The organism is Halpernia sp. GG3 (assembly GCF_052976925.2).
In genome coordinates, this window is record NZ_JBRIIR020000006.1 from 280,548 (window position 1) to 299,292 (window position 18,745).

Annotated in this window: 16 protein-coding genes, 1 tRNA gene and 2 pseudogenes; 13 read left to right on the forward strand and 6 right to left on the reverse strand. The window is 34.1% G+C overall.

What is annotated here, in order from left to right:
- Positions 1–389 precede the first annotated feature (389 nt).
- Positions 390–4,310 (forward strand): Pls/PosA family non-ribosomal peptide synthetase, encoded by a 3,921-nt coding sequence (locus ACVBED_RS02320; RefSeq protein WP_473094419.1) that lies wholly within the window; start codon positions 390–392, stop codon positions 4,308–4,310.
- A 10-nt stretch (positions 4,311–4,320) separates the two neighbouring features.
- Complete coding sequence (locus ACVBED_RS02325; RefSeq protein WP_473094420.1) at positions 4,321–4,803, forward strand: GNAT family N-acetyltransferase; 483 nt, start codon at positions 4,321–4,323, stop codon at positions 4,801–4,803.
- Between the two features lie 3 nt (positions 4,804–4,806).
- Here ACVBED_RS02325 and ACVBED_RS02330 read toward each other — a convergent pair whose 3' ends face one another.
- Positions 4,807–5,448: a 4'-phosphopantetheinyl transferase family protein gene (locus tag ACVBED_RS02330; protein WP_447120971.1), complete on the reverse strand. Its 642-nt coding sequence runs from the start codon at positions 5,446–5,448 to the stop codon at positions 4,807–4,809.
- Positions 5,449–5,737: 289 nt separating this feature from the next.
- On the opposite strand from ACVBED_RS02330, the gene ACVBED_RS02335 reads away from it, so the two are divergent.
- The 8 genes and pseudogenes from ACVBED_RS02335 to ACVBED_RS02370 all read left to right on the forward strand — a co-directional run bounded on the left by ACVBED_RS02335 (position 5,738) and on the right by ACVBED_RS02370 (position 11,823).
- Complete coding sequence (locus tag ACVBED_RS02335) at positions 5,738–7,252, forward strand: RHS repeat domain-containing protein (protein ID WP_447120972.1); 1,515 nt, start codon at positions 5,738–5,740, stop codon at positions 7,250–7,252.
- Positions 7,221–7,715 (forward strand): hypothetical protein, encoded by a 495-nt coding sequence (locus tag ACVBED_RS02340; RefSeq protein WP_447120973.1) that lies wholly within the window; start codon positions 7,221–7,223, stop codon positions 7,713–7,715. Before ACVBED_RS02335 ends, ACVBED_RS02340 begins: the two co-directional genes overlap by 32 nt.
- 318 nt (positions 7,716–8,033) lie before the next feature.
- Positions 8,034–8,597 carry an REP-associated tyrosine transposase gene (locus ACVBED_RS02345; protein ID WP_473094421.1) on the forward strand — a complete coding sequence of 188 codons (564 nt, stop codon included), beginning with the start codon at positions 8,034–8,036 and terminating at the stop codon, positions 8,595–8,597.
- 179 nt (positions 8,598–8,776) lie between these two features.
- Positions 8,777–9,205 (forward strand): hypothetical protein, encoded by a 429-nt coding sequence (locus ACVBED_RS02350; RefSeq protein ID WP_447120974.1) that lies wholly within the window; start codon positions 8,777–8,779, stop codon positions 9,203–9,205.
- 39 nt (positions 9,206–9,244) lie between these two features.
- A pseudogene (locus tag ACVBED_RS02355) lies at positions 9,245–9,421 on the forward strand (RHS repeat-associated core domain-containing protein); the annotation flags it as partial.
- A 690-nt stretch (positions 9,422–10,111) separates the two neighbouring features.
- Positions 10,112–10,369 (forward strand): hypothetical protein, encoded by a 258-nt coding sequence (locus ACVBED_RS02360; RefSeq protein ID WP_447120975.1) that lies wholly within the window; start codon positions 10,112–10,114, stop codon positions 10,367–10,369.
- Positions 10,370–10,476: 107 nt separating this feature from the next.
- Positions 10,477–10,656: pseudogene (locus ACVBED_RS02365) on the forward strand (RHS repeat-associated core domain-containing protein); the annotation flags it as partial.
- A gap of 708 nt (positions 10,657–11,364) precedes the next feature.
- The gene (locus ACVBED_RS02370; RefSeq protein ID WP_447120976.1) at positions 11,365–11,823 is read left to right on the forward strand and encodes a hypothetical protein; all 459 of its coding nucleotides are present in this window, start codon (positions 11,365–11,367) and stop codon (positions 11,821–11,823) included.
- A 343-nt stretch (positions 11,824–12,166) separates the two neighbouring features.
- Here the strand turns inward: ACVBED_RS02370 and ACVBED_RS02375 are convergent, their stop codons facing one another.
- Both ACVBED_RS02375 and ACVBED_RS02380 read right to left on the reverse strand, forming a co-directional pair.
- On the reverse strand, positions 12,167–12,379 hold the full coding sequence (locus ACVBED_RS02375; protein ID WP_447120977.1) for a hypothetical protein: 213 nt from the start codon (positions 12,377–12,379) through the stop codon (positions 12,167–12,169).
- A gap of 44 nt (positions 12,380–12,423) precedes the next feature.
- A complete protein-coding gene (locus ACVBED_RS02380; RefSeq protein WP_447120978.1) occupies positions 12,424–13,467 on the reverse strand; it encodes a DDE-type integrase/transposase/recombinase in 1,044 nt (347 codons plus the stop codon).
- A 1,010-nt stretch (positions 13,468–14,477) separates the two neighbouring features.
- On the opposite strand from ACVBED_RS02380, the gene ACVBED_RS02385 reads away from it, so the two are divergent.
- Positions 14,478–15,059, forward strand: coding sequence for a hypothetical protein (locus tag ACVBED_RS02385; RefSeq protein ID WP_473094422.1), 582 nt, complete (start codon positions 14,478–14,480; stop codon positions 15,057–15,059).
- A 165-nt stretch (positions 15,060–15,224) separates the two neighbouring features.
- Here the strand turns inward: ACVBED_RS02385 and ACVBED_RS02390 are convergent, their stop codons facing one another.
- The 3 genes from ACVBED_RS02390 to ACVBED_RS02400 form a co-directional block, all read right to left on the reverse strand.
- Positions 15,225–15,563: a hypothetical protein gene (locus ACVBED_RS02390; RefSeq protein WP_473094423.1), complete on the reverse strand. Its 339-nt coding sequence runs from the start codon at positions 15,561–15,563 to the stop codon at positions 15,225–15,227.
- A 273-nt stretch (positions 15,564–15,836) separates the two neighbouring features.
- Positions 15,837–15,918, reverse strand: a tRNA-Leu gene (locus ACVBED_RS02395).
- Positions 15,919–16,007: 89 nt separating this feature from the next.
- A complete protein-coding gene (locus ACVBED_RS02400) occupies positions 16,008–16,775 on the reverse strand; it encodes an MBL fold metallo-hydrolase (RefSeq protein WP_473094424.1) in 768 nt (255 codons plus the stop codon).
- Positions 16,776–16,829: 54 nt separating this feature from the next.
- Here ACVBED_RS02400 and ACVBED_RS02405 point away from each other — a divergent pair, with 54 nt between their 5' ends.
- Entirely contained in the window at positions 16,830–18,257 is a 1,428-nt protein-coding gene (locus ACVBED_RS02405; RefSeq protein ID WP_473094425.1) for a TonB-dependent receptor, read from the forward strand.
- An 11-nt stretch (positions 18,258–18,268) separates the two neighbouring features.
- Complete coding sequence (locus ACVBED_RS02410; RefSeq protein ID WP_473094426.1) at positions 18,269–18,718, forward strand: GAF domain-containing protein; 450 nt, start codon at positions 18,269–18,271, stop codon at positions 18,716–18,718.
- The last annotated feature ends 27 nt before the right edge of the window (positions 18,719–18,745 follow it).

The following is an 18,745-nucleotide window of genomic DNA, read 5'->3' on the forward strand; positions in this document are numbered from 1 at the left end:
TAATTTTTGATGCAAAGATAGTTTGATAATTACAATTATTGAAAATAAATACCTTCAGTCTATTAATGATTACAAAGTTAAAATTTTACTTCTAAAACTCTAAGCCTAAATTAATTGCCGTATCAATACTACGATGGCAGACAAAAGGAAATTAGAATGGAGGCACATTTTAAGATGATTTTAATTTAAAAATAATTTCAACTTTAATTGATGCGGGATAGAATACCTTTAAGACCAAGATGTTTAATTTAAATAAATAAGTTTTAAAAATTGGAATAGATCACCGGAAATATTTCAATAACACCAAATCAATTTCAAATTAATCTCTTAGATTTACAGAGAGATTTAAGCAATTTAGATATCAACCTTATGAATTTAATAGATCATCAATGACAAAAAGCTTTATTTTAGGAAAAATATCTCCTGAATTTATAAGAGATGAAACTCTTCCAGAATTACTAGCTCCTACTTTTAAAAAGTACAATGATAAAACAGCTTTTATATTTAAAGATAAAAAACTCACGTATGGAGAACTTGATAACTGGAGTAATGCAATTGCCCAACAACTACAACAATCGGGTGTAAGGCCTGGCGATTGTGTTGGGATATGGTATCCTAGAAGTCTTGAACTTCCTGTTGCCATATTGGGAATATTAAAAGCCGGAGCCTCTTATGTTCCTTTGGATAGAGAAATGCCAGAAGACAGAATAAAAAAAGTCTTTACTGATATTCAAGTTAAGACCTATTTTTCTGATACGGATGCTGGAATCCATTGTAAGTCTTTGCAAATTGCTGATCAACCAGATTCTATTGTTCCTTCTTTACCATCTTATCATTTTTCGGATAATTGGGCATATGTATTATTTACGTCTGGAAGTACGGGAAACCCCAAAGGAATCCCCATATCTCACAGAAACATTTGTCATTTAATAAGGTCTGAAGAAGATTTTATAAAAATAAAAGATACTGATATTGTTTATCAAGGATTTTCCGTCTCATTTGATATGTGGTGTGAAGAAGTCTGGATAAGCCTTTTCGCTGGCGCAACTTTATGGATTGCCGATGCTATTACCGTAAAAGCAATCGATGAACTTAGCGAGGTATTAACTAAAAACAAGATTACTGTTCTTCATGCGGTACCAAGTATTTTAGCGATTATTGATGAAGTTCCTTCCATAAGATTAATTAATACCGGTGGCGAAGCCTGTACAAAACAAGTACAGAAAAAATGGGCCCAACCGTATAGAATATTTATTAATAGTTACGGTCCTACGGAAACCACTGTTTCTTCTAACATGGCAATTCTGAATGCACAGCAAGAACTTACCATTGGTCCTCCCTTGCCTAATTATCACATTGCTATCATTGATGAAAATCTAAAAATTGTTCCTAGAGGTGAACGTGGTGAGATGGTCATCTCGGGACCTGGCGTAAGTAAAGGTTATTTTAATCTTCCCGAGCTTACCGAACAAAAATTTCTAAATAATCCTTTCCCTGAACTCCCTGGTGATACCATTTACAAAACGGGAGATGCAGTTATTATTCGAGAAGACGGATTTATCGAATTCCAAGGGAGAATAGATGATCAGATCAAACTTCGTGGCTATAGAATAGAGCTTGGTGAAATTGAAACGCGATTGAATCAGCTTCCTGGCGTTTCTTCAGCCGCTGTTGCCGTTAAAGAAGACTCTAATGAGCAAGCGCAACTCGTAGGATATGCCGTTATGAACGACGATTCTTTATTTGATGAAAATGAAATGCGGAAAGAGTTGGCGAAATTTTTAGCGCCATATATGGTTCCTATTTCGATCATTAAACTGAAAGAAATGCCGAGAATGCCAAGTGGAAAAATCGACAGAAAAAAATTACCTATTCCCGAAAATTTTAGTCTTCATGAAAAAAAAGAGGAAATTAAAATTGATTTAGAGGCTTCTTTAGAAGAAAAACTGATTCAAACTCTCAAATGGGTATTTCCAGGAAAAGATATTAATCTGAATGATGATTTTTTTACTGATCTTGGTGGACATTCTTTACTGGCAGCGACTCTTGTTTCACATTTAAGACAAAAGGCAGGCATTCCATATGCTTCTTTAAAAGATATTTATGAGAACCGTCCGTTATCAGCTTATGCCGAATGTCTAAAAAATAAACAGAGTGAAAAACCGGTAGATCAAGAGCCTTTTCAAAGGGTTTCAAATTTTCAGTATTACACATGTAATGCCGCTCAGACTTTATGCTTGATGGCTGTGTTTGCACTCTTCAGTATTCAGATATTTTTCCCTTATATAAGTTACTATTATTTCCAGATTAATGGATATGGAACCATATATGCATTACTTAGTGCTGTTCTTTTATACAGTTTGATTCCCCCAATTTATTCCTTGATTATTCTTTTAGCCAAATGGCTGGTCATCGGAAAAATAAAAGAAGGTGATTATCCGCTTTGGGGTTGGTATTATTTCAGATGGTGGCTGTGGAAAACCGTTAAAAGATTGATGCCTTCCGAATTTATTGTTGAAACCCCATTATATCCAAAATATCTTAAATTATTAGGTGTAAAAGTGCATCCTGGTGCGCAGTTAAGTCTTTTGCAAATCGCAGCAGAAGATCTCGTGACGATTGATGAAAATGTGACTACAAGCTCTGGATGCAGTATCGACAATGCTTCTGTCGAAAACGGTGTTTTAAAAATAAGAAGAGTACATATTAAAGCTCATGCCTATCTTGGCTCCTCAGCAATTGTCTGTGGAGGCACAACAATTGAAGCGTTTGGGGAATTACAAGATTTGAGTTGCTTAAATGAAGGAAAAACTATTGGATTTGGAGAAATCTGGGATGGTAGTCCGGCTGAAAAAATAAGGATAAAAACTGAAGAGGAAGTAAAGATTCCATTATTATCTTCTGCAAAAAAAAGAAATCAATATTCAGTTTTGTACGCGTGTTCTTTATTTTTTTTCCCGCTTCTGATCGTTCTACCATTAGCTCCTACACTTTATACTTTGTACTATTTGGACGATCGCTCACCCGATTATAGTTTCTACTATTTGTGGCAAGCTCCATTATTATCCACCATATACATTCTTTTATTCATCGGTGTAGTAAGCCTTATTACAAGACTCTTGCAACATAATATGAAACCGGGAATATATCCAGTTTATAGTTTTATGTATTATAAAAAATGGGTAAAAGACCAGATTTTTAATTTATCACTGACTATTGTTCACCCGATTTTTGCCTCTATCTATATCAGTAAATTTTATATAATGATGGGTGCCAAAGTTGGTAAAAACTCAGAAATATCAACGGCAAGCGATGTTTCGCATAATCTCTTGGAAATTGGCGAAGGTTCATTTATCGCAGATGCCGTAATTCTCGGGGAACACGATGTAAGAAATGAAAAATTAATTTTAGCAAAAACAACAATAGGAAATAACAGTTTTGTAGGAAATAGTGGAGTAATTCCACAGGGTTATGAGCTAAAAGACAATATGCTAATTGGCGTGCTGAGCAAAGCACCTTCAGAGGAACAACTTAAAAACTCCTCAGAAAAAGATTGGTTTGGTTCACCTCCAATCGGACTTCCTTCGAGACAAAAATCAGAATCTTTTAAAGATAGTCTTACCTATAATCCGCCTTTCCGTCTTAGATTAGCAAGAGGCATAGTAGAAGGTATCAGAATTATACTTCCACAAACGATCATCATCATTTGCAGTGTCTTATTCATTGCATATACAAGTATTTATCTGGAAGGAAAGATTCAATATCTTTTATTATTTGCGCCATTTTATTATTTAGGAATTGTTGCCCTTCCCTCCTTTTTTCTCACGGTCTTATTGAAATGGGTATTGGTAGGAAAATATAAAAAAACAGAAATGCCGATGTACAGCCTGAAAGTATGGATGAGCGAAGGAATTACGACAATCTACGAGGCATTACCCGTAATATTTTTTCTGGACTTCCTCCGCGGTACATTATGGTTGCCCTTCTTTATGAGGTTTTTAGGTGTAAAAATCGGTAAAAAAGTATGGCTAAATACAACCGATATTACAGAATATGATATGGTTTCAATCGGCGATGAAGCGATGTTAAATGAGGATTGTGGTCCGCAAACCCACCTTTTTGAAGATAGAATCATGAAAGTAGGAAGTGTCAAAATAGGAAGCCAGACCACAATCCATTCTAGAACTATTATTTTGTATGATACCGAAATTGGGAATAATGTGAATATCGATGCGCTTTCGTTAGTGATGAAAGGAGAATCTCTTTCAGATGGTACCTCATGGCAAGGAAGTCCTCTTAGAGGGAAATAAAAAACGAATGATGAATTATAGCATTAAAAAAATAAAAATTTCTGAACACTTGCCAGTCGTAGATGAACTGGTAGGAGAACTTCACATTTCTGAGAAAGAAATGAATGATAAAACGGCTGATTGGCCGCACATTCGCGACCATTATCTTAATTTTATGATGGAATGTGAGGATGAAAATGACGGCACTTTTCTTATCGCATCAATTGATGAAAAACCCATTGGCTTTTTATTCGGATATATAGACGAAAAAGATGATAGTAACTTTGAGTTGGGAGATGCTGATGATTTATATGTTTCGGAAGGTTATATAAAGCAGGAATACAGAAAACAGGGGATTTATTCAGCGCTCAATAAAGCCTTTGAGGAAACTTATAAAGAATATAACATCCGAAAAATATACCGCTATACTTTATGCAACAATGAAATAATGCAGCGTTGGCTTGCCCTGCAAGGCTATCAGCCCGTAAGACTTGTGTATGAAAAATGGCTTTAAAGATTAGAAGATAATTTCTTCCAGATTAATTTTCCCGACACGATTTTTCGTGGCAATATAGGTGCTGTGATTGGGAGAAAGTTCTAACGATTTTGTAAAATATTTTTGTTTATTAATCAAAACAAAATTTTGATGCGCGTCGATTTTTGCCAAGTCTTCCGTAAGCCCAAGTCCTGAAGCTTTTAAACTGGCTTCTTTTTTTACCCAAATTTCATAAAAAGACACCAACGGATTATTTTGTTCACTCAGCAATTTTCTTTCTTTCTCATGCAAGAAATCATTATAAAGATTGATATCTACAGATTTATTGATTTCCGTGTCAATACCGCATTTTCCGTTTCGGACGGCGCAAACTACAGATAATTCTTCTGTATGAGAACTGTTAAAACTGATATTCAACCCGTCAAAATAAGGTTTTGATAAAGAATCTTTTTTATACAGATCCCAAAAAAAATCCTCTTGAGGTAGTATTTTCTTTACCAGAATTTCTAGTAATAACTTTGAGGTCATTCTCCCCAATCTATCGTCAATATTTTTATATAGTGCAACAGACATTACAAGACTTTCAGGAAGTTTGTTAAATAGATGTTCGATCTTTTCAGAATTATTTTTATTCAGAAAACTATATGCTACCCAAACTTCCATAAAATCACCAGTTATTTTTTTCGGAAATATACTATAATTCAATCTGATTGTGTGAGTAAATTATAATTTTAAAGATCCCGGTTTTTGCGGAAAATGACCCTATAATTTATGTAGACAGAATTATACTGGACAAAGTTAAGTTTTAAAAGGAGGTACTATAATAAAAGAAATTGTGATAATTTAATATAGAAATACAAATCATGAATATGCATCAAACGAACCTTTAAGAAGATACGATTATGTTTACGATGGTCTAAACCGACTTGTTTCTGCTGCATTTTGGGACGCCATGAATTTAAACAATGGCAGTTATCAAGAAAACCTTTCTTATGATGTAAATGGCAATATAAAAACCCTCTTCAGAACTGGTAAAAAACTTATAGGTTATACTGCCGCAGAGTTAATGGATGATCTTACTTATCATTATGAAAATACAGAAATGAGTAATAAATTACTCTATATAAAAGAAGGTAATGGTAATGCTCTTAGTGGATACCCATTAGCGGGCGGAGCAATTGGAAAAACGATTATTTATGACGCTAATGGCAATATGACTTCAGAAAATGATAAAAATATTACTGCAATAGCGTATAATTTTCTAAATTTACCAAACCAAGTCACACAAAGTGGAGCAATTACCAATTATGTGTACAGAGCAGACGGCACGAAATTGCAGAAAAAGATAGGGACAAAAATAACAGATTATTTAGGCGGCTTTCAATATCAAAATAATGCATTGCAGTTCTTCCCGACGGCAGAAGGTTATTATGATTACGTCAACAAGCGGTACGTTTACAACTACGTTGATCATCTTGGAAACGTAAGATTAAGTTATTTTAAAGGTACAAACGGCGAAGCGGTGACTGATAGAGAAAGTAATTACTACCCCTTCGGTTTAGAGCAAACTGGTTATGGCTATGATGGTTTAGCAGGAAATACATCCTACAACTACAAGTACAACGGCAAGGAACTTCAGGAGACCGGGATGTACGAATACGGCGCAAGGATGTACATGCCCGATATTGGGAGATGGGGAGTGCAAGATTTGTTGAGTGAACTTTATTACTCACATTCGCCGTATAATTATGTAGGTAACAATCCTATAATAAAAACTGATAAAGATGGTTTGTATTGGGTTTTGAGAATGCATGATGGGAATTATGAAGCCTATTATGATCGAGATGTTAAAACGCAAAAAGAAGCAGATAAAAAGTATGGAGAAAATGCAGTCCAAATAATGGGTTCGGGTTCAACTCTTTCTATAAAAGATGCAGATGGAAAATTGTTGGAAAAATACACTTTTACAAATGATGAAAAAGAAAATAAGGATGGTACAGTTAAAGATATTAATGACAAGGTATTAGATAATACCAAAATCAAATACGGAGAATCATATACTATATTTGGCACTTGTGATAGTTGTGTAAATGCAGAAACGTTATATAAAAATTATATGGGAACAACTTATACTGGACCTAATAATCCGAAAGCATATGATGGTACAGATTCTTATCAATTTATGCCAAAAAATTTAAGTGAATATGGATCAATGGGGCATGATAGGGAATACGATAGAAAGAATGCAAGCGGAATTAATGGTGCATTATTTAACACGTCCGTTAGAAGTGCTGATTTAAAACTAGCAGTATATAATTTTATTAACGCATTAGCAAACCCAAATCTTACCGAAAAAGCAAGGTCAATTGCAACTTCCGAAACATTTTTTGGTATATTCATGTTTAAACAGATAATTACCCAACAAGCCGTTTCAAATGTTGGCATTAATTTCCCCAAAAATAAATAAAATTATGATTGTTAAAAGGTTGCTATTGCTCTGGCTAGTATCAAATATTTTCATTTCTTGTGGAAGTTATAATGATTCCATTAATTTTTCAGTGAATGAGTCTCGAAATATAGTAATTAGAAAATTATTAGAAATGAAGACGCAAAATCCAGCATTTAAGGTTTTCAGGACTGGAAAAAGTACTAAAGAATTAAAGGATGGAATAAAAGACGACAATATTTATTTTTATAATAATTATTTCAAAATTGAAAATATTACGATTTTATTCGTTATTAATGTTAGTTCAGATATCGCTGAAAAGCCTACTAGTGTTAGATTAATTAGTGTATCTTTTGATAATGACAATAGAAATTGGATTAGATTTAATTCAGACAAAATAGATAAAAAACAACAAGAAAAAATCATTACCCTTTTTGAAGAAAATATTTTATCTAAACTTAATGCAAATTGGGAAAGATTGTAAAACCCTGATCTCGCGGAGTTTGCTGTGAATGAGCCTGTACGCAAGTAGAAGTTCAATGTTTTATAAGAGATAGTAGTAATTATATCGCAATTGTTGTGCAAGCGAGGGTTGCAAATCCCGATGGCGCGGATTTGTAATCCACTACCATTACAACTACAAGTACAACGGCAAGGAGTTGCAGGAAACCGGGATGTACGCGATGGACTGGCGAAATTACATGCCCGATGTCGCGGATATCGATAGCGCGGATTTGCAATCCGTGCTCGCAAAACTTGCCGCACATAAACTATTTTTTCTTACTTTTATTTTAAAAAATAAATGTCAACAAAATATAAGGCGGTAGAAATTGACAAAGCCTATTTCATAACCATTACAGCAGTTGGGTGGCTTGATATTTTTACAAGATTATCGCAAAAAATGGTTATTGTAGACGCTTTAAAATATTGCCAATCACAAAAAGGCTTAACTATTTTTGCCTATTGTTTAATGTCCAGTCATTTGCATTTATTTTGTATGGCAGATGGGAAACTCACCATTTCAGAAATAATGAGGGATTTTAAAAAATTTACTTCAAAAAAAATTATTGAAACAGCACAATCAGAGCCCGAAAGCAGACGCGAGTGGATGTTGGATTATTTTAAAAAATCTTGCGATCATTTGGTTCGGGAGCAAAATTTCAAGGTTTGGCAGGATGGTTATCACGCAGAAGAAGTATTTTCTAACGGATGGATCAAGGAAAAAATAAATTACATCCATCAAAACCCAGTTAAAGAAAAAATAGTAATCGAGCCGGAAAATTACTATTTTAGTAGCGCAAGAAATTATGCAGATTTAGAAAGCGCGCTCAATGTGGAAGTTGTTTTTATGGGATGGGAAAACTAATATATTTAATAGAATAATGTTGGTCACGGATTGCAAATCCGCGCCATCGGGGCAAAATCATTCTTTAAAAAGCAATCTACTTTGAATAGGGAAATGAATAAAGCTAAAGAAAAATATGAACGAATAAGAGATGCTCTGCAGATCAAGAATGAAAGAAGATCAATGATAAAAGAATAGAAATGAATAAAATAATACTTATACCTCTACTATTGATTTGCGTATTCTGTGAAAAAAAATTAATATATCAACCGCCAAAAGAAGATATAAACACATTAATTGAATTAGCGCTAAACTCATGCGAAATTTACAAGAATCAGCATAATTATTTTGTAAAAAATAAAGTTAAAGTCTATATAAACTTTAAAAACATGAAAAATCCTTTAAGTAGAGACATATTATATTTTGGTATTATCGCTAATAATCTGCAAAAAAATTTCAGTAGAAAAAATAATGAATTTTTAATATCCGTATACTATTTAAAAAAAACCCGTGAAAAGGAGTTTTGCTTAAAATACCATATTGAAAGCGACAATAAAGATGTAGAAATAAAATTAATATATGAGAATAATAAATGGCAACTTTTTGATTTTAATATAATTAATTATTGATGGTATTTCTCGGCTGTCCCACTAATGCTGCACCAGAACTACAAGTACAACGGAAAGGAGTTGCAGGAGACCGGGATGTATGATTATGGGGCAAGGATGTACATGCCCGACATCGGGAGATGGGGAGTTGTGGACCCTTTGAGTGAGAAAGGAAGAAGATTTTCCACTTATACCTATGCTCTTGGTAACCCTATCATGTTTGTCGATCCTGATGGAAGATGGGTAAAAGGTGCGGGTTTCTTAAATAATATTACAAAATCAGATGCACGAATACATGCGGAACAATGGGCGGGTCAATTAGGATCTGGTTTTTACAATACAAGTGTTGATAAAGGTAAAAATGGTACTTGGCAAGTAAATAGTCACGAACTTTATTCTAGTCATACAGAAACTTTTAATTCAAAAGGACGTGTTAGTTCAATTTCGGTTTCTACTGGGTATGCAGAAGGTGGTGGTTTAGGTACTGCGCCTTCATCTGGCAATCCGTGGGGTCCTACCATAAGTTCCCCTTCTGAATCTCGTGGAAAAACCGAAATCCAGAAAATGGTTGCAGAAAATCCTTTGGTACAGGGTGCAGTAGGCGGGTTGCTGACGGACGGTATAGCAAATTCATTAAGGGGTGCTACCGCAGCAAGTAATATAGTACCTGAAGGAAATCTTGCAAATCACCTATTTAAAGGTTCAGGGAAACTTACAGACACCCCGCTTAACAGAGAATTAATACAAAATATTTCAAATAGTGAAGCCCTAGTAGTAGATCAATATGGGAAAAGTTGGTAAAGAGGACTAAATTCTTCTGGTGAAGCAATCTACTCTTATACTCAAGATGGTATAGTGAAGGGTGCAGGTTATACCAATTTATCTGCTGATGAAATGGTTTTAAAATATAGTGTAAAATAAAAAATTATGAGATTAGCAAGTGACGGCAAAATAAATGAAGATGGTATAATTTCCAGTAATGTACTTATTACTGAAAAAGAAGGTTATGAAGCAATGTTATATATGCTTAAAAGCTATTGGGAAGCAACTGGATCAACTGATTTAACAGATATATTGAGTGGGGGTGGATATTGGGGCGAACCAGATAAACCAACAGATACTGCATATTGGGAATATTGGTTAGAAGCAATAGAAAAACTTAAAAATGAAGGTTTACCACTTTGAGGTTTCCGATCTCGCGGATTTGCAATCCGTGAGCAGTAATTGTTCCCATATTGAAGCAGGATCTCATCGATTTCGATGCTAAATAAAATTAAAAGCGAGATTGGAACAAGTACAACGGCAAGGAACTGCAGGAGACCGGGATGTACGACTACGGCGCCAGGATGTACATGCCCGACATCGGAAGGTGGGGTGTTGTGGATCCGCTCGCGGAGAAAATGACTCGTTATAGTCCTTATAATTATGCCTTTGATAATCCTATAAGTTTTGTAGATCCTGATGGAAGGGAAACACAGAAATTTACATCACCTATTTATAGTACGACCGGTGAATTTTTAGGAACAGATGATCAAGGCTTACAAGGTAAACCAATTATTATGCAGAAGAAAGATTTTACACAGGGGATGAAGCATAAAGATGCAATGAAGAAAGATTTAGCCCCAAATGGAGGTTCAGAATATTATAAAGCAATACCAGGATGGGCAGAGTATTTTAATTTTTATAATCATTACAACAACTTACCTAACCGTCCTGATTATAATGGATTTATTACTATTAAAGATGGAATTGCTTGGGCGAAATCACATGTCGGGGCTTTAAAAAACCCTACACCAGATAATACTCTTTATTTGGATGCTTCAAAACTTGACTTTGGAAATATAAAAATTTCTGATTTTATTAACGGAGTCGGTAAATCTTCGCCTATAAATTTAAACACAAAAGGTAATTTTGCTGCTGCTCAAATCAACTACGTTCTCGCATGTACAGTTTACGCTCTCGGTCGAGTAAATATTACATTATTAAACAATAGCGGTAGTGTAAAAATCATGAATGACCCTGCAACGGATTATGATTGGAATAAAGGGGGAAGCATTTGGCGCAAAAGTCTTATCAATTATGAAAGATGGTCGGAAAATTTGGATGATGGTGACGGATTTAAAACATTCTATTATGGTGAAGGACAATTGAAACCATAGTAATTACAAGTATATATTTATATGAAAAAAACAACTTGTTATTTAATTTTATATTTGATTTTATTTTTATTAGGGTCTTGTAATGGTATATCAGGTGAGTATTCTTTGGGGAATCATCTTTCGCTATGGGATAATGATAAAAAGGAAGAGAGGATTATTGTTTATTGCGAAGGAGATTGTCATGGAGGCATATATGTAGTTCCAACTTATGAAAGGCATTATGATAAAGATAAACAGCACTTTGCCGAATATGTCGAAGAGGCTAATTCTAATAAAAAATGGGTGATTGCAAAAACTATATGTGTAAAAGAGAAGATGGAAAAATATTACATTATCAACAAAGACTTTGATATTACTGGCTTGGACTGTGCAAAGGCAAATTGTGATAGCATTTTACAGAGCCATGTAATGGGTCCAATGAATATAACTGTGTTTAAGAAAGAAAAAAAAATGCTTAATATAACATTAGATTTTAAATAAAACCCCGATCTCGCGGATTTGCAATCCGTGAGCAGTAAATAAATAAAACCAACTTTTAGGAGTTGGTTTTCTTATTAATTTTCAAACTGTTTATCAACGGCTCCATCTAATAGCCAATAACTTTAAAATTATTTTCTTATTTTTTATAAAACCCAGTATCAATAGGCATTACAAATAACTATAATTTCTTAAATAAGCGGTTCGAAAATTCGAACCGCTTATTTTTATTAAAATTTAAAATTTTTATTCCTTAAAAAATATTTTTACACTAACCGTTCTCTTAATTTTTAAAAAATATTGCGATTTTTAAAAAATTTTAACTCAATAAATGGTGTTTGTACTTTTAAACACACGCCTTTCCACAAGAATAATTCTTATTATTTTTTATTCTTCGTTGGTTTAATTTATCGAAGAAAAGTTTGCTGTCTTTTAATTTAGGATTGTCGTAAACTTCATCTGGCGTATAAATTTTATGCACATAATGTGGCTTTTCAGAATTGTATTCTTTTACAGATTTCACAATGTAACCCGGTAATTCTTCTTGTGTTAATTCCATATTTTTAAGATAGGTTTGTTTTAAAATTTTGTTGTTGCCTTCTATCAAACTATTAGAAAAAGCACATCTTTCAGCGCAATTTTTTTATCGATCCCAACCCTGCAATTTTTAATAAATTCGTGTATCACCACATTATTATTTTCACTTCCGCCATCTACAATTAAATCCAGTTTTAGACTTTCAACTGGCAAAACCTGCTTTTCTAAAAACTGTTCTTTTATTGCATTTTCCAAACTGTTCAATCTTATTTTTCCAGACAAATTCTCACTTACATCACAAGATAATATTTTCCTTGAAAAATTATCCATCACAGTGTAGATGTACATCATTTTATGATCTGAAGTTTTATACCTCGTAACATCCATATGCCAAATTTCGTTCGGTTTTTCGGCTCGAACTGAAATACGCTTTCGTGATTTTTTATACTTTTTACGTGTATTTCCTAATCCCAAAAGTTTCCCATAATGATACCAACTCTGCACTGACATTGAAATTTTGCCATCCCTTACCGCTTTTCCCCAAACCGATACGCTGCTCCAGTGCAGATACTTCTTTTCCTTCAGTAAATTTTTCATTATTAGAATCTCCTTCATACTTATTTGTCTGGTCACTCTTTTGTAGCACAACCAAATAAGGGATTCCCTGCATTCATATTTTTTCATTTTCCGCCATCCGCCAAATTGCGGTGAAGTTATTTTTAGAAGTTTTAAAACCATTTTTTTATTCCCCGAAACTGAAATCAGATTCTCAATATATGGTAGGAGTATTTTTTTATTATTCTTTATCAGTTTCTGAAAATATTTAGTTCCCAAAATATTTAAAACCAAAAAGTAAAGCCTGCAAAAAGAGACGAAGACTTCCCGCAGCTGTTTTGCCCTCATATCTGCGATAATTTTGAGTTCTTGTAAACTACAATTAGATATTTCTTCATATTCTGAACCACAAAAATCTTCTGTATTTTTAGTCTTCCAATAATGGGAAGTCGTTTTAGGAATTTTTTCTAAAAATTTTTCGGGGAAGATTTGCTTCTCGATGCCAAGAGAATAGCAGAGTTTCACGTTACTGTGATAAATAGTATAGATGCCCAAATTTATTTTTTTACAAATATGCAGTTCTTAGAGCAAATAATATCTTTAATTAAAATCGCACAAACCAACGTTTGTGCAACACTTTCAAAACTTTAAATAAAATCCCATTTTTTCAGTCGCAAAAATATATCGCAAAATAAATTCAAAATGCGACAGGTTTCTGCAATAATTTGTAGATTTACTTTTGAATTTTATTTTTATCATTTATGCTCATAGGTTACGCCCGGGTTTCTACCCAACTTCAAGATAACGCGACACAAATTGATGCCCTAAAAAAATCCGATGACGCGGATATCGATCTCGCGGATTTGCAATCCGTGAGCAGTAAATAAAAAAACCAACTTTTAGGAGTTGGTTTTCTGTGTTTATAATGCCGCTACATTTTTATTAAAGAAATCTTTAGATTTTATTTTTCAATTGAAAAAATTTTTATCTTTGACAAGCGGGCAAGCGCAGAAGTTCACAGTGAAAAGCCTCGCACGAGAAAAACCTTGAGTAGGCAGATCTGAAAAAGTTGAGCGGGGATATTACAACGGCAAGGAATTACAGGAAACAGGAATGTACGACTACGGCGCAAGAATGTATATGCCCGACATCGGGAGGTGGGGAGTCGTTGAACCGAGCCGGAAAATTACTATTTTAGTAGCGCAAGAAATTATGCAGATTTAGAAAGCGCGCTCAATGTGGAAGTTGTTTTTATGGGATGGGAAAACTAATATATTTAATGGAATAATGTTGGTCACGGATTGCAAATCCGCGCCATCGGGTAAATTACTATTTTAGTAGCGCAAGAAATTATGCAGATTTAGAAAGCGCGCTCAATGTGGAAGTTGTTTTTATGGGATGGGAAAACGATCATATTTAATGAAATAATGTTGGTCACGGATTGCAAATCCGCGCCATCGGGTTTGCAAATCCGCGCCATCGGGTAAAAGTGTTTTATGGAAATATTCTTGGTTTAATCAAACTAGTGCAATAATTGGTTCTAAAATAAATTTAAAATCACTTAAATGAAAAAATTATTTTTGTATTCTTCAATTGTTCTATTACTTTGTGGATGTAAGCAAAAAGACAATAATATTGCTTTTGTTTCCACAACGTTTGGCAACGCGTTACACGGAGAAATAACTTTAGACTTTGACAATGCTAAAAATCTATTAATACTCAAAAGAGTTGGTTCTAAATATACATCACCCTTTCCACCGCCACCGCCAAATATTAAATATTCACCAGAACAGAAAGATAGCATCAAAAAAGAAGAAATAAAATATTATTCAGATTATTTCCAACCTACAACGGCTGTATATAAAATAACTAATGATGAAGCAAAAAAATTAATGACACTTATAAATGCTATACCCGAAGAAGAAAGAAAAGATTTTTTGACAAAATCTACAATGCGAGATGGTTTCGCTTATAATATCCAGATTGTTTATGATAACGGAAAGGTGGAAGATTTTGAAGTAAGGCATCAACACATTTTATCTCACGAAAAAGTTATTTTTGATATGTTCAATTCTGCTAAAAAATATGATGAGAGTAATACTAAAGTTCTGAAAAATTTCGATGATTGGAACCATCCCAAGTATTAAAAATTCGATTTTCACAAACTGGCGCGAGCGTCGCGCTAGCGTAGAAGTAAATAACAAAACCCGATGACGCGGATCGATCTACCCGTTGTCGCTGATATAGATCTCGCGGATTTGCAGTCCGTGAGCAGTAAATAAGAAAACCAACTTTTAGGAGTTGGCTTTTTATTAATTTTCAAACTGTTTATCCACGATGTCAAGAAAACCCTGTGCCACTTCATCGAGGACGGCAAGAAGTTCTTCGTCAAGGTAGAATGCATTTTTATAAAGATTTTTGGAGGGATTAAGGAACTCGAAGAAATCGAACGGCAGTTTTTGGATAAGGTAGTCAAGGTTTTTTACCTTGGGGTCAGCGTGCTGGCAAAGTTTCCAGAGGATGCGGATGTTGATCTGGTTTGGACGGTATCGAAGGGCTGCATAGAGGAATATCACGCAGGCCCTGTAGAAGAATCCGCTCAACATCAATCCCATTCCCTCATTGGAAATTGGTTCTTCCTGTGAGCGCAATAATTTATAGTTGTCATACAACTCACTGCAAAGCCTGTAGTGTATGCCTTCGTCAGTATCATAGTTGGATGGTTCTTTTAATTAATAATTAGTAGTATAGCTAACAAAACTTTTTAAGAATAATTTCAACTTTATTGGGAATGCCATGTTTTTAAACTCATATATAATTTGCTCAGAAATATTTTTATTATAACGGAAGAAATAATAGCCACCCTTTTAGCCACCCATTAAAAAACAAAACGCTGCTAATCAATAGATTAACAGCGTTTAAAGTACCCGGTGCCGGAATCGAACCGGCACATCGTGAGATACTAGAGTTTGAGTCTAGCGCGTCTACCAATTCCGCCAACCGGGCTTTTTAAATTGGTGTGCAAATATAGCAATATTATTTATTTTTAAAAGTTTTAAAAGTAAATTTTCAATTATTTTTTAGAAAGAACTTTATTAAAATTCAAGTTCCAAACCATCGTAAGCCAAATAGATATTTTCGGGCAATTCTTTCTGAACCACTTCATGCAAACCGAATTCGTGACTGATGTGCGTTAAATATATTTTCTTTGGTTTTAAAATTTTGTTGAGTTCGATAATTTCTGGCAACACAAAATGAGAAATATGCTCCGGCGTTTTACGTAAACAATTGATTATTAAAACATCTAAATTTTGCAACAAAGGCAAAGTCGTTTCAGGGAAAAAACTAGCATCTGTAATGTAGCAGAGATTTTTAAATTTAAATCCTAAGATGGGAAGTTTATAATGTAAAAAGGGAATTGGCGTGATTTCAACACCTTCCACTGAAAAATTTTTGTCCGTAATTTCATGAATTTCAAACGACGGCGCACCAGGATATTTTACTTCTGCGAAAGCGTAAGGAAATTTATTTTTGATCTGTTCTGCAACTCTTGAGAGAGTATAAATCGACATATCTTTTTTATTGCGGAAAATAATAGGGCGCAAGTCGTCTAGACCAATAACGTGATCTGTGTGTTCATGAGTAATGAGAACGGCGTCAATATGTGACTCGTCATTATCCAGCATTTGCATCCGAAAATCTGGACCGCAATCAATAAGAATTTTTTTTCCTAAATCTGAGGTGATTAAAGCGGAAGCACGGAAACGCTTATCTTTTGAATCTGTGGAAGTGCAAACCTCATCCTTACAGCCAATGACTGGAACACCTTGGGAAGTCCCGGTTCCTAAAAATTTCAACTTCATTGTTTTCGAGGTTGGTTTTATTTTGGTAAATTTACAAAAATTTAAACGTAAGAGATGACGCAGAAATTGACGCCAAAACAGAAGGCTTTAGCGGTAAATTTAGATTCCTCTATTTACGGAACTTTTGCTGAAATTGGCGCTGGACAGGAAACAGTACGCCATTTTTTTCGCGCAGGTGGAGCTTCACAAACTATTGCAAAAGCTATGTCGGCGTACGATAGAGATTTTAGCGATGCTATTTATGGTAAAGAAATTAAAAATAGGTATGTTACGCAACAACGTTTGCGAAAAATGCTGCGCTATGAAGTTTCCTTAATTGAAGAGCGTTTAGAACGGGAATCTAATCCCGGAAAACGCTATTTTTCTTATGCAAATACCGTAACAACAATCAATTTTGATAAAACCATGAAAGGCCATGGTTGGGTTGGAATTCGCTTTCAAACGCGTGAAAATGAAGATTACAATGAGATCATCATTCACGTAAAATTTATCGAAAATGATGCGACTTTGCAGCAGGAAACTTTAGGGAGTCTTGGTGTAAATTTAATTTATGGCGCTTATCATTATGAAGATAATCCACGCCAATTAATTGAGTCTTTGTACGATGATATTGCTTTGGATAAACTAGAAATTGACATGATCGATTTTAGTGGTCCCGCTTTCCTTTATGTTGAAAACCGTTTGATGAGTTTGCAACTTGTAAAACTAGGAATGACAGAAGCCGTTATTTTTAATTCGGATGGCAATAATATGTTGCCCGCAGATGTGCTTTATAAAAAAAATATTTTCGCCGTTCGTGGAAGTTTTCGTCCTGTAACATTGGTCAATATTGACATGTTTGAAAATGGACTCGAAATGTTTGCCCAAGATGCGAGTTGTGAAAAAAAGCAAACTGAAGTTTTGTTTGAAATTACAATCGCAAATCTGCGTGCTTTTGGTGATATCGACGAGCGTGATTTTCTGGACAGAGTAGATATTTTAGCTAAATTAGGATACAATATTTTAATCTCTAACTTCTCAGAATATTACAGAATGGTGGAATATTTTGCCACATTTACTAATAAATATATTGGCGTTGCAATGGGCGTAAATAATCTTTTAGACGTTTTTGATGAAGAATATTATAAAAATCTTTCAGGTGGAATCTTGGAAGCGTTTGGTAAATTTTTCCGAAAAGACATGAAGGTTTATCTTTATCCTTATAAAGATCCAATCACGCACGAACTGTTAGATTCTAACAATTTGAAGGTAAATACCAACTTGAAAGAGTTGTACAAATATTTTAAAATAAATGACCGGATCGTAGATATTGTCAATATAAATCCAAATTTTTCTGAAATTTATTCTAGGGAAATTCTTCGTAAAATAGCTAATAATGAAGCCGGTTGGGAAGAACAATTACCAAAAGGTGTGGCAGAAATGATCAAAGACCGCAATATGTTTGGGTATAAAGAAGAACTTACTTTTGAAGAATACAAATAAAAATTAAAACAATGTCTGAATTAAAAAAAAGACTTTCAATTATTTTAGAAAGTCCAAAGCATAATACCGAAAGTAAATTACAGAAGGTTTGTCAATTATTAGATCAAGAAGTATCTTATTTTAATTGGACAGGCTTTTATTTCAAAAATGGCGATAAAAATGAGTTAAAATTAGGACCTTACGTTGGTGCGCCCACAGATCATATTATTATACCTTACGGAAAAGGAATTTGCGGACAAGTCGCGGTTTCAAATGAAACTTTTGAAGTTCCAGATGTTCACGAGCAAGATAATTATTTGTCCTGTTCCATTGATACAAAGGCTGAAATAGTCGTTCCGATCTTTAAAAACGGGGAGAATATTGGTCAGATTGATATTGATTCTCATAAAATAAATCCATTTACAACCGAAGACAAAGAAATGCTGAACTGGCTTTGTGAGGAAGTTGGGAAGATTATTTAGGTGTCTTTTAAGTCGGTTTTAAAGAAA

Excerpts from the sequence above, each read along its gene's own strand:
- ACVBED_RS02325 (WP_473094420.1), top strand. The coding sequence starts at position 4,321 with ATGAATTATAGCATTAAAAAAATAAAAATTTCTGAACACTTGCCAGTC.
- ACVBED_RS02375 (WP_447120977.1), bottom strand. The coding sequence starts at position 12,379 with ATGGAATTAACACAAGAAGAATTACCGGGTTACATTGTGAAATCTGTA.
- ACVBED_RS02350 (WP_447120974.1), top strand. The coding sequence starts at position 8,777 with ATGAATAAAATAATACTTATACCTCTACTATTGATTTGCGTATTCTGT.
- ACVBED_RS02400 (WP_473094424.1), bottom strand. The coding sequence starts at position 16,775 with ATGAAGTTGAAATTTTTAGGAACCGGGACTTCCCAAGGTGTTCCAGTC.
- ACVBED_RS02405 (WP_473094425.1), top strand. The coding sequence starts at position 16,830 with ATGACGCAGAAATTGACGCCAAAACAGAAGGCTTTAGCGGTAAATTTA.
- ACVBED_RS02340 (WP_447120973.1), top strand. The coding sequence starts at position 7,221 with ATGTTGGCATTAATTTCCCCAAAAATAAATAAAATTATGATTGTTAAA.
- ACVBED_RS02345 (WP_473094421.1), top strand. The coding sequence starts at position 8,034 with ATGTCAACAAAATATAAGGCGGTAGAAATTGACAAAGCCTATTTCATA.
- ACVBED_RS02320 (WP_473094419.1), top strand. The coding sequence starts at position 390 with ATGACAAAAAGCTTTATTTTAGGAAAAATATCTCCTGAATTTATAAGA.
- ACVBED_RS02330 (WP_447120971.1), bottom strand. The coding sequence starts at position 5,448 with ATGGAAGTTTGGGTAGCATATAGTTTTCTGAATAAAAATAATTCTGAA.
- ACVBED_RS02335 (WP_447120972.1), top strand. The coding sequence starts at position 5,738 with ATGAATTTAAACAATGGCAGTTATCAAGAAAACCTTTCTTATGATGTA.
- ACVBED_RS02360 (WP_447120975.1), top strand. The coding sequence starts at position 10,112 with ATGAGATTAGCAAGTGACGGCAAAATAAATGAAGATGGTATAATTTCC.
- ACVBED_RS02385 (WP_473094422.1), top strand. The coding sequence starts at position 14,478 with ATGAAAAAATTATTTTTGTATTCTTCAATTGTTCTATTACTTTGTGGA.
- ACVBED_RS02410 (WP_473094426.1), top strand. The coding sequence starts at position 18,269 with ATGTCTGAATTAAAAAAAAGACTTTCAATTATTTTAGAAAGTCCAAAG.
- ACVBED_RS02370 (WP_447120976.1), top strand. The coding sequence starts at position 11,365 with ATGAAAAAAACAACTTGTTATTTAATTTTATATTTGATTTTATTTTTA.